7 protein-coding genes are annotated in these 12,106 nt (G+C 36.2%); all 7 read left to right on the forward strand.

Annotated elements, in window-relative coordinates:
* Nucleotides 1–14 precede the first annotated feature (14 nt).
* Complete coding sequence (locus VCM44_RS06580; RefSeq protein ID WP_334678351.1) at nucleotides 15–2,885, forward strand: hypothetical protein; 2,871 nt, start codon at nucleotides 15–17, stop codon at nucleotides 2,883–2,885.
* A gap of 320 nt (nucleotides 2,886–3,205) precedes the next feature.
* Nucleotides 3,206–5,779, forward strand: coding sequence for a hypothetical protein (locus VCM44_RS06585; RefSeq protein ID WP_334678352.1), 2,574 nt, complete (start codon nucleotides 3,206–3,208; stop codon nucleotides 5,777–5,779).
* Between the two features lie 126 nt (nucleotides 5,780–5,905).
* Nucleotides 5,906–7,528 carry a carboxyl transferase domain-containing protein gene (locus tag VCM44_RS06590; RefSeq protein WP_115363396.1) on the forward strand — a complete coding sequence of 541 codons (1,623 nt, stop codon included), beginning with the start codon at nucleotides 5,906–5,908 and terminating at the stop codon, nucleotides 7,526–7,528.
* Between the two features lie 22 nt (nucleotides 7,529–7,550).
* Nucleotides 7,551–8,345 carry an enoyl-CoA hydratase-related protein gene (locus tag VCM44_RS06595; RefSeq protein ID WP_120405037.1) on the forward strand — a complete coding sequence of 265 codons (795 nt, stop codon included), beginning with the start codon at nucleotides 7,551–7,553 and terminating at the stop codon, nucleotides 8,343–8,345.
* A 6-nt stretch (nucleotides 8,346–8,351) separates the two neighbouring features.
* Nucleotides 8,352–10,256 (forward strand): acetyl/propionyl/methylcrotonyl-CoA carboxylase subunit alpha, encoded by a 1,905-nt coding sequence (locus VCM44_RS06600; protein WP_334678353.1) that lies wholly within the window; start codon nucleotides 8,352–8,354, stop codon nucleotides 10,254–10,256.
* An 11-nt stretch (nucleotides 10,257–10,267) separates the two neighbouring features.
* Nucleotides 10,268–11,182: a hydroxymethylglutaryl-CoA lyase gene (locus VCM44_RS06605; RefSeq protein WP_334678354.1), complete on the forward strand. Its 915-nt coding sequence runs from the start codon at nucleotides 10,268–10,270 to the stop codon at nucleotides 11,180–11,182.
* Nucleotides 11,182–11,997: an enoyl-CoA hydratase-related protein gene (locus VCM44_RS06610; protein ID WP_115363388.1), complete on the forward strand. Its 816-nt coding sequence runs from the start codon at nucleotides 11,182–11,184 to the stop codon at nucleotides 11,995–11,997. The genes VCM44_RS06605 and VCM44_RS06610 overlap by 1 nt, the downstream gene beginning before the upstream one ends.
* The last annotated feature ends 109 nt before the right edge of the window (nucleotides 11,998–12,106 follow it).

A 12,106-nucleotide genomic window follows, 5' to 3' on the forward strand; every position in this document is an offset into this window, starting at 1 on the left:
TTGTGAGGAAGGAAATGAGAGCTTTAAATTCAATATTGATTTTGATCTTTGCCACTCAGACAACATTTGCGAATGATATTCGTTTAGATTCGTCTCAAGTCGTACAAGCATCTCCATCCAGTCTTGATGGTGCTGCGGGGAATATTTCACTAGAAGCTAGCGCCTCTCGAGCTCAGCAGGGGATGATTGAATATAAAGCTCAAGAGTACAATGCTATGAGTGAATTTGATAAGCCAGATAACTCAATCCTTGCAATTACTGAATTTAGTGAATCAGGATCAGTTGACCAGTACTTAATGAGTCCTGCATATAATACTGATCTTTCTTATAGTAGAGATATAAACCTAGAATATAATAATGAGCCTGAATTAAATATCTATAGTCCAAAGTTTAGTTTTAATTATCGATTCGATGACGATTCATCGCAGCCGTGTGGTTCTTTAGATGGATTTTCTTCTAATGAAAGTATATTTAAGAGCTTTTTAAGCTTTGGAAGTGATTACCAAGTCTTTTCATCTGTATGTAAGGATTATCTTGAAGAATTTGATTCTTCAGAGGGTCTGACAACTAAATTAAATTCTCAAAGCTATTGTGGCTGTGTAGGTGACTTAGCATCAGAAGAAAGTCACGCAGATTTATCAGATGATGATGTTTTAAATGATTTCCAAAAAAGCTTTTATCAAAATATTATTGCTAATCGAGTAACTGACTTTCTTCAGACGCTAAGAAAGAATGCGCACCGATATCAGGATTTAGATAGAGCTGAAGATCTTTACAATTTTGAAGCAGGTGATTTTGGATGTACTGAAGATGATATTGATTCGATGGCAAAAGAGCTTAATCAATGTTTTGAGGGGCCTGCAGCAGCTCTAATTGATGAGAAGAATGGACTAAAAGATGAATTTCTATTCTTAAATAGTAAAGCCAATAATAGAATTTCTCAGATCTTTAAGAAAGCAAATGAAGAAATTAAAGATTTAAGAGAGGCCCATATTGGTCAAGGTTCTAGTCGTAATAGAAAATTCATGAGAGATGGTGGCGATGATGAGCGTGTTAAAAGAGCAAGTCAAAAATTCTCTGATTTAATAATTGTGGGTTTTGCTAAAAATAATGATGGCACAGGAAGATTTCCTGATGAATATTTAAGTCAAGTAAGGGACTTCTTAAATAAGAATCCTCTTTTAAGGCAAGAATTCCAGGCACACAAGCAGCGTTATGTGGATATGTATAATATCAAAAAACGCACCGACATGAGAAGTCAAGGGATTGCTATGTCTCCTGTTGAGAAAACAATTTATGATATATCTGATGAACATGAAAAGCACTTTGCTGGTATGTTTGCTCAACTTTTATTCGATAAAACGATGATGAGTTTGGGGAACAGACCTGAGTTTAAGAACAATACAAATTATAAAAATGACATCATTGAAGGCATCACTCAAGGAAACCCTGAAACATTTGCAAGTATAAGAACTTCGATGGCAGACTATTTAGCGTCTAGTTATGAGGAAAATATGGGCTCTTGTTCTCAAAAGATACAAAAGCTAAAAGAGTCTTGTGATCCTGCTAATGCAAAACAAGTAATGACAAATGTTAGTGCTCAAGAGTTTATCGATGCAAATAGTGAATTAGATAATGATTCAAGTGTTAAAAATTCTAAACTATATTGTGAAGTACTAAATCGTGAATTAATTGATACGACAGTAGCAAACTCTAGAGCTGGAGAGGTTGAAACATTAACACCACAGCAAGTTTATGCTGAAGTTAAAGAATCAGAAAAACAAAAAGTTTTCTCAGATAGTCCAGACTCTACAGATACTGCTTCTGGAACAGAAACAATTGTTAATACAACAGGACGTGGAGATCAGATCCTTGATAATAGTGGACCAGAAATCGATGATGCTGTTGCAACTTCAACGAGTACTCAAACCACTACTACTGAAGAAAACTACAATTTCTCGGAGGCAGCGAACTTATTAGATAATATGAACTCGTCTAATAATATACCAGATTCAAACGTGATAGATGGTAATACAATGCAAGCTATTGTATCAAATCCAAATACATCAGTTGAAGAGATTGAGTCAGTTAAAGATCGTATTGAAAGAGAAGCTCAAAATATTGAAGAAGAGTTAGAAAAGAGTGAAGAGTCAGTATCTGCTGCTCAAGTTGATGAAAATAACGCTCTTAAAAAAGAGTTAGATGCCCTTAGGGCACAGATCTCTGAGTTAAACTCTGCAATTGCAAGTCGTGATAAGAAATCAGAAGAAGAAAACGAAGATAATCTAAACGAAGAGGAAAAAGTTGTAGAAAAACCTCAGCCAACTTCAAATAACTTTGCTGGTTTCGGATCGGGGAATAATGTACGTAGAGACAATGCTTTTGCTCCACAACAAGCGAGCCGTGCCACAACTGGTAGTGCCGCTGTTCCAACAGCTCCGGCAGCGACATCATCATCTTCATTCTCTTCGGCCGGACAAGGACTTTCTGCAATAAATAAATTAGGTGCAACCGGAGGCCTAGGATTATCTGGAAACTCTGGATCTTCTAGAGCTGTTAGCGGTACTGTTTCTAATTCAAATATAGCTAAAAGCGATCAAAGGCTTGTTGCAGAGGCAATTTCAAATGGAAACACTAGCGTTGTTCTAACAGATGGACGCGTATACTATATTGGTCAAGATGAAGAAGGAAACGTTATTTTATCTGAGACAGCTGAAGAGGTGATGGCCGGTGTAATGGGGCCAGAACAAGAGGGGCCACAATTACCAAAGCCTAAGGCAGAAGATGGGCCTAAGCGAGAAATTGCATCAGAAAAAGATGAGACAGCAGCACAAGAAGAAAGTATTTATTCTAAGTTTTTAGATGCTGCAGAAATATCAGAGTAGTAAAAACTTAATATATTTATAATATATAAAGGCCATCTTAGGATGGCCTTTTTTTATATTTATTTTAAACATATTCCACACTTTATTGGCGCAAAGAGTTTTTATTCATTAAACGCCATTTATTTTTTATTTCATCTTTGTAAATCAAATTTTAGGTACTTATGTATTAAAGAAGTTTTCTCTGTAAACTATATATGTAGCTATAGTCGTTCTTTGAGATAATGAAATCCTTGAGACGACCTCTATCAATAGATTTTGGTCACTTTAGGAATCAGTTGAACTATCCGATGGATAAAACAGATCAAGTATCTAGGAATAAAATGAAATTTAAAACGACTATTATTACTCTATTCTTTTTTCAACAATCAGTTTACTCAGCTTCCTCTAGTTTATTTGCTTTAACAACACAAGGGGGAAGTCTTAATAGTCGTGATCTTCAACAGCAGATTGAACATTATCAAAATGTATTTGATCACTCGAGAAGATCTCAATCAATAGACTACAGTAATCCTACCAGCAGTATGAGTGAACTCCCTCAGTCAGTATTATCAAAGTCAATATTTTCAAATAGTGGGGACTGTTTTGGAAGTGTTGTTCCACAACAGACACCATTGAATGTTGTGACTGACTTAGAAGATGATCTCAAAGATCGAGCCTATGCCTGTCGCTATGATCTGTATAGTTTTGATACTGAAAAACCTAGCGAAAAAAAGATTAATGTCGATCAATATTGTAGTTGTGTTGATAAAGTCGCAGCAACTTCTCCTGAGAAGTTTGTTATACCTGATAATTCTTTTGAAGCCTTTAAGAGTAAATCCTATAACAGTATTATGGCAAATAGAGTTTATGACCTTTTTAATTTAATAGAGTCCAATGCCTTTAGTTTTAATAAATACAAGGAACAATATCATATCAATAATGGAGCTTCTCCAGACTTTTCTTGTACAGAATCAGATATTGATAAAATAAGTGAAAAAATTAAGGGATGCTTTAATGCAGATATTAAAAATGCCTTAGATGAAAAATTTGAATTATCATTTAGTGCAAAAGGTTCTAGTGAAGGTGATGGCAATCTAAAAGATGCAAAGAATCGCTTAACACATATTTTTGATAATGCTACTGACAGAGTAAATGAGTTTTACGGTAGTGATAATAGGATAGTATCAGATTCTTCACAAATTATTGATCTTGTATATAACGAATTTAATAAAGAAAGTCATGGTGTTGATAAATTTAGCGATGAGTATCTTGGAAGAGTTAAAAAGTTTATTGAATCGAACGAATTATTTCGACACGAATATTATGGCCATCGTCAAAAGGCGATTGCTGAAGCGGATGAAGATAATCGTATTCGCTATTACCAAACAAGAGGTAATGAAGGTACATTGAATTATAAAGAACGTATTTTTTCGACAAAAGATGAAAATGATTTCATCATAAGTTATTTAACAACTCTAAATATTAATTTCCTTAAAAATGTAGTGAATAATTTCGATGATCTTGAAGAGGTTTCAAATTTTCTAAATGATCTCGATAAGTCAGAAGACTTGACTGTAAAAAGAAAGGCCAACTCAATTTTTTGGAAAACAATTCATAACTCCAATAAAGAACTTGTTGATGAGTGTAAAGATAGAATTGAAGCACTAGAATATGCCTGTAACCCAGCTAATACAGATGAGGTAATGGAAGGTATTACCGCCGTGGAATTTTCTAAGTCTAATGAAAACTTTGGTGGGCAAGATATCTTTTCTGCTAAGTACTATTGTGGTTCAGTCGGAACAGCAATTGATACAAAAGTTGCTTCTAGTTATGGTAAAGTCTATCGTTCCACGGCCGATACAAGTACAATTTTTAACGATATAAAAACATCTTATTCAAATGAAATTGCAAGCTTTAGTGAATCTGGAACAAAGAATAAATCGTCATTAGTTGACTCTTCATTTACAACAAATAAACAACCTATTTCTGAAGAAATTACAGATAATACTTTTGATCAAAGTGCTGAGTATTTATCTAAAAACTTGGAACAAAGAGAAAACTTACCAAATCAAATGGATGGGCAAAATCTAGCATCATCTATAGTTCAAAATAATTCTATTAAATCGTCTCGTGATGAAACTTACTCCGATAATAAAGATGAGATTAATGATGTTATAATTGATCAGGATGAGAAAATCACGAGTGATTCTACTGATCAATTAAGAGATACCGAAAATAGTCTAAGAAAGCAGATTTCTGAATTACAAAATCAAGTCGCTGAATTTACAAAAAATGTTAATAATAGAGAAAAATCGCAACGTGATAAACCTTCGAATACAAAGAAAGCTGCTACTGCCTCAAGTGAATTAGAGAATCCATTTAATAGAAGCTCTAATAATATTAGTAGAAGCAGTGGAGCAATAATTCCTTCTGTATCTAATATTGCCCCAGGTCCAGCCACTGCTTCTAGTAGGTCAGCTTCTTCTGGTAGTTTCTCATCTTCAACCTCATCTGGAACTGCATCTGGAACTTCATCTATCGTTAATAATGGAGGAATGAAGCTCGTAGCAAACTCAAATAATGCCCAAACAATTAAACTCGATGATAATGTCATCAATTCTCAAGATAGAAAGTTAGTAAAAGAAGCGCTTCAAAGCGGAAGTAATATCGTTGTATTGGCAAATGGTGTTACTTATTTCATTGAGCATGATGAAAACGGAAATGTAATCCTGTCTGAGTCTTCTGAAGAACTGGAGGCCATAGCATTTAGTTCATTTGTTGGCCCGCGTCTTCCGATGCAAGCTAATGAGATCAAGCAAGTGGCCGGTCGCAGTATTGCGTCTGAAGTTATTGAAAAAACAGATGAGGATAGTATTTATATGAAGTTTCTTAACGCTGCTGAGGCCATAGAGTAATATTAAGGACCTTCCTTACATCTTCTTGGGTTTTGTGATGCATCATAACATGCCTTGCCTTGTCAAAATCTATGATAAATAGATAAAATTGCTCAGTTTTATTACAAATATTAGAGGCAATTTTCTATGACTAATTCGCAAGATACGATTTCGATTCATTCGAAAGTCGATCGCACTAGTGACGACTTTAAAGAAAACTTCAAATTTCATTTTTCAAATGTTGAAGAACTTAGACAAAGAGTAAATAAAGCTCATCAAGGTGGAGGAGAGAAGTCTGTTTCACGTCACCATTCACGAGGAAAACTTTTACCACGTGAACGTATTGATAAGATCCTCGATGCAGGATCTCCATTTATTGAACTTTCATCATTAGCAGCTAATGGGATGTACGGTATGGATATTCCAAGCGCCGGTATTGTAACTGGTATTGGAAAAGTTCATGGTGTTTGGTGCATGTTTGTTGCAAATGATGCAACTGTTAAGGGTGGAACATATTTTCCAATGACTGTGAAAAAGCATTTAAGAGCCCAAGAAGTTGCACGTGAAAACCGCCTACCATGTATTTATCTTGTGGATTCTGGTGGAGCATTCTTACCGATGCAAGATGAAGTTTTTCCTGACAAGGAACATTTTGGAAGAATTTTTTATAATCAGGCACAAATGTCTGCTCAAGGTATTCCACAAATTGCCGTGGTTCTAGGATCATGTACTGCTGGTGGAGCTTATGTACCTGCAATGGCAGATGAATCAATTATTGTAAAAGATAATGGAACGATCTTCTTAGGAGGACCTCCTCTTGTAAAGGCCGCAACAGGTGAAGAAGTAGACGCTCAGACTCTTGGTGGGGCCAAAGTTCACACAAGTGACTCTGGTGTTGCTGATCACTTTGCAGAAGATGAAGAGGACGCATTAGCGATTACTCGCTCAATTGTTGAAAATACAAATTTCATTCAAAATGAAGATGACTTTAATTTTGAAATGCCAAAATATGATGCAGAAGATATCTATGGAATTCTACCTAGAGATACGAAGAAGCCATTTGATATTCGTGAAATCATTGCTTGTATTGTTGATGGATCACGCTTTCATGAATTTAAAGAAAAGTACGGGCCAACACTAGTGTGTGGTTTTGCTAAGATCTGTGGTGAAAGAGTAGGAATTGTTGCTAATAACGGAATTCTTTTTTCTGAATCAGCAATCAAAGGCTCTCACTTTATCCAACTTTGTGGGCAAAGAAATATTCCACTAGTATTCCTGCAAAATATTACAGGGTTTATGGTTGGTTCTAAATATGAAGCAGAAGGTATTGCAAAGCATGGCGCTAAGATGGTTACAGCTGTTTCTACTGTAAACGTACCAAAGTTCACTGTTGTTATTGGTGGATCATTTGGTGCTGGAAATTACGGTATGTGTGGACGCGCTTATTCTCCACGTTTTATGTGGATGTGGCCAAATGCACGTATCTCAGTAATGGGTGGAGAGCAAGCTGCAGGAGTTCTTGCGACAGTAAGACAAGATGGCCTTAAAGCAAAAGGTCAGGCTCCAATGACTCCTGAACAAGAAGCTCAGTTTAAACAACCAATCTTAGACAAATATGAAGAAGAGGGAAGTGCTTATTATTCAACAGCTCGACTTTGGGATGATGGTGTAATTGAGCCACATAAGACACGAGATATCTTAGGTGCTGCTATTAAAGCAAGTAAACAAGCACCAATAGAAGAGACTAAGTTTGGTGTCTTTAGAATGTAATGAGAATTGAGAAGGAGTTTATATGAGTGGATATATTAAGGAATTAAAGACGAGTGGCGAAGAAGCCGGTGTATGTTACATCACTTTAAATCGCCCCGAAGTACATAATGCTTTTAACGATGAGATGATTGCTGCTCTAACAGAAGAGTTTCTTGGACTTGAAAGCGATGACTCTGTAAGGGTTGTTGTTCTAACTGGTGAAGGGAAGTCTTTTTGTGCGGGTGCTGATCTAAATTGGATGAAGCGTATGAAAGATTATTCGATGGAAGAAAATATTGCTGACTCTAAGAAATTAGCAGGACTTTTTCATGCGATTAATAATCTTTCAAAACCAGTTATTGGAAAAGTTAATGGAGCCGCCCTTGGAGGTGGTGTTGGACTTGTTGCTTGTTGTGACTTTGTTATTGCAAGTGAGAGTGCAAAATTTGGTTTAACAGAAGTTAATCTTGGACTTGTTCCTGCTGTTATCTCTCCATTTGTTATTGCAAAAATTGGAGAATCAAATGCTCGCCATCTTTTCTTAACTGGTGAGAGATTTGATGGGAAACGCGCTCTTGAGATTGGTCTTGTTCATCAAGTTTCACTTGATCGTTACTACGATGCCGATATTGTACATATGGCAAAACAACTTATTAAAGTTGCTCCCAAAGCTCAAAGAGAAGCAAAAAAGCTTATTTTTGGTGTTAAAGAGAGACTTGGAAATACTGAAGAAGTTACTGACTACACTTGTAATGTTATTGCAAAACAAAGAATTTCTGATGAAGGTCAGGAAGGGATGAGTGCATTACTAGAAAAAAGAAAACCAAACTGGAAATAGAATAATATGAAAGAAATAAATAAAGTTCTTATTGCTAACCGAGCTGAAATTGCATTACGAGTAATTAAAACTTGTCGCAATCTCGGGATTAAAACTGTCACGCTTTATACTTTTGAAGAAAGAAACCTTCCTCAAAGAGAATTTGCTGATGAATCTTATTATTTAGAAGGAAACCTTCTAAGTGAAACTTACCTAAATATGGATAAGATTATTCAAATCGCAAAAGATAGCGGCTGTGATGCAATTCACCCTGGTTATGGTTTCCTATCTGAGAACGCAGAATTCAGTCAAAAAGTAACAGATGCAGGTCTTATCTTTATTGGCCCTACACCCGAGCACATTATTCTTATGGGTGATAAGAAAGGCTCAAAAGATAAGATGATCGAAATTGGTGTTCCTGTTATCCCTGGATATAATGGCGAAAACCAGGATCCTGAATTATTGAAGTCACAAGCTGATAAGATGGGTTATCCTGTCCTTATTAAAGCTTCTGCTGGTGGTGGTGGAAAGGGAATGAGAATTGTGGAAAGTTCTCAAGACTTTTTAGCTGAGCTTGAAAGTTGTAAGCGTGAAGCTTTAAGCTCTTTTGGTTCTGATATCGTTCTTATTGAAAAATTCATCACTAGCCCACGACATATTGAAATACAAGTTGTTAGTGATACTCACGGTAATCACTTCCATTTCTTTGAAAGAGAATGTTCAATTCAAAGACGTCATCAGAAAATTATTGAAGAAACTCCTTCACTTGCATTAGGTGATGAACTACGTAAGGCCATGACAGACGCTGCGATTAAAATTACGAAATCGATTAATTATCACGGTGCTGGAACAATTGAGCTTATTTTAGATGGAAACGAATTTTACTTCTTAGAGATGAATACTCGTCTTCAAGTAGAACATCCGGTAACAGAAATGGTAACGGGGTTTGATCTAGTTGAATTACAACTAATTGCAGCTAGTGGTAAAGCATTTGATTTCACTCAGGATGATATTAGACAAATTGGTCATGCGATAGAGTGTCGTATCTACGCTGAAGATCCTGACAATGACTTTATGCCTGCTATTGGCCGTCTCGAATACATAGGTGATGCTATCGACGGTGTACGTCTTGATACAGGTTACAAGAATGGAAATTCTATCACAGTAAATTTTGATCCTATGATTGCTAAAGTTATTACTTGGGGTGCAGATCGTGATGAAGCGATTGGGACAATGATAGCTGGATTAAACCATCTACCTTTTGAAGGTTTAACTACTAATAATGACTATCTTGTACGTATTCTTAAGCATGATGCATTCTTAAAGGGTGACACATATACACACTTTGTTAAAACATACGAAGAAGACTTGGCCCCTGCTGAAGTTTATGCAGAAGAAATTGCAGCTACATTAGCGCATGACTTCTTAAGAGATAATATCCTTTTCGATTCTTTTAGAATGAGCGGTGAGTCTTTAGAAACTCGCCATTATATCGTTGATGGTAATGAGCTAACTGCTACTTTTAAATTTTCTGGCGTAAGCTCACTCATCGTACGCTTCTTCGATTTTACTTTTGCAGTTGATATTGAAGAAGATGCACTATGGGTTAATGATGTTCCATTTCATATTTTAACTCAAAAGAATGCATATATTGTTAATAGTAAACGAGTTGAAGCAAAGAGGCTTGTTGCTAAACGCTCTGGTGCCGCTACTGGTGAAGCCGGTGATATGAGTTCTCCAATGCCTGGAAAAGTATTGAAAGTACTCGTTGAGGCAGGGCAGTCTGTTTCAGTTGGCGATGCACTGATTGTAATGGAAGCAATGAAAATGGAACATACTGTAAAAGCATCTCGTGACGGAAAAGTCGATGCAATATTAGTTAATGAAGGTCAGACGATTGATGGAGGAGTCGAGTTAGTCGAACTGGCATAATTGGATAATTTATGAGTAATTTTAGTAAAGAGATTAAAATTGTTGAAGTTGGTCCTCGTGATGGCCTACAAAATGAAAAAAGTTTTGTAGAAACCGAAGATAAACTAGAGTTTATTCGTCTTCTAAGTGAGACGGGACTTAAGACTATTGAAATTACAAGCTTTGTTCGTCCGGATAAAATTCCTCAAATGAAAGACGCTGCAGATCTTTATCCTAAAGTATTAGAACTAACAAAGGGCAAGGGGATCTCAACTCCTTGTTTAGTTCCTAATTTAAAAGGTCTCGAGGTCGCTAAGTCTTTAGGTGTAAAAGAGATTAGTATGTTCACTGCAACTTCTAATACTTTTAATCAAAAAAATATAAATGCGACAATTGAAGAAGCACACGCTCGTCAAGTCGAAGTCGCTCGTGAAGCTAGTGATGCTGGAATGAAATTACGTGGCTATCTTTCAACTGTTTTTGGTTGTCCTTATGAAAAAGATATTGAGGATGATGCCATTATTGATGGGATAAAGAGATTACTTGATTTAGGTTGTTATGAGATTTCTTTAGGTGACACTATTGGTGTTGCAAACCCAGTACAGGTTAGACGAATTACTAAAATGATTGCAAATGAGTTTGATCTTAATCAGATGGCCATGCATTTTCACGATACAGAAGGTATGGCCTTAGCAAATATCTATGCTTCTCTGGAAGAGGGGATTACTGTCTTTGATTCATCTGCTGCAGGTCTTGGTGGCTGTCCTTATGCAAAAGGTGCCAGCGGAAATGTTGCAACAGATGATGTGGTTAATCTTTTAAATAAATTAGGATGTGATACTGGTATTGATATGGATAAGCTTCATGCTGCAAGTGAATTTATCACATCAAAGATTGGACATCAGGCTCCATCGAAGTTTTTTCAAGCATATAAAGGAAGAATGTAATGGCAATTTACGGATACGAGTTTGAGCAATTAAAAGTTGAAAAAAACGGCCATGTATTATGGCTTAGTTTAGATAATCCTAAAATGGCAAATGCCATTACAAATAAAATGATCGCATCTCTTACTGAAGTCTTAGAATATGCTGATACTGATAGTGAAGTTAGAGTTATTGTTATAAGTGGAGAAGGAGATAACTTCTGTGCTGGCGGTGATATTAAAGCGATGCAGGCCCGAAAAGGTATGTTTGCAGGGGAGCCATTCGAGTTAAGAAACCGTTACTCTAAAGGAATTCAAAATATTCCTCGTACAATCGAAAAATTACAAACACCAGTTATTGCAATGGTTCACGGAGGTGCTATCGGTGCAGGTTGTGACTTAGTTGCAATGTGTGATCTTGCTATCGCTAGTGATGATGCAAAATTTGGTGAAACATTCTGTAAGCTATCTCTTGTTCCTGGAGATGGTGGACCTTATTTTCTAACTCGAAAAGTTGGTTATACTAAGGCAATGGAGATGTATCTTACAGGTCGTATTTATACTGCTAAAGAGTCGATGCATATGGGTCTTATCAATAATATTGTAACGGGTGAGGATCTAAAACTTGCTGTTTCTGCTACTGCAAATGAAATTGCGGCCAATGCTCCTGTTGCTGTACAATTAACTAAGACAGCTATGAAGCGTGCTAGTCGTGATGATCTGGAAAGTCATTTAAATCTTATGAGTGCATATCAAGGAATAGCTCAAAGAACTAATGATCACTTTGAAGGACTAAGTGCTCTTAAAGAAAAACGTAACCCGGACTTTAAAGGTAACTAAGATTAAATTCTTAATTTTTTTAATATTTTTTGTTTCCTGCTCACATACTCTTTATACTGGAGATGGTGAGCGTCTATTACATATTTCAAAGCATGCCAATCGAGAAGTC

Source organism: Halobacteriovorax sp. DPLXC-1 (assembly GCF_036903125.1).
Classification (GTDB): domain Bacteria; phylum Bdellovibrionota; class Bacteriovoracia; order Bacteriovoracales; family Bacteriovoracaceae; genus Halobacteriovorax_A; species Halobacteriovorax_A vibrionivorans.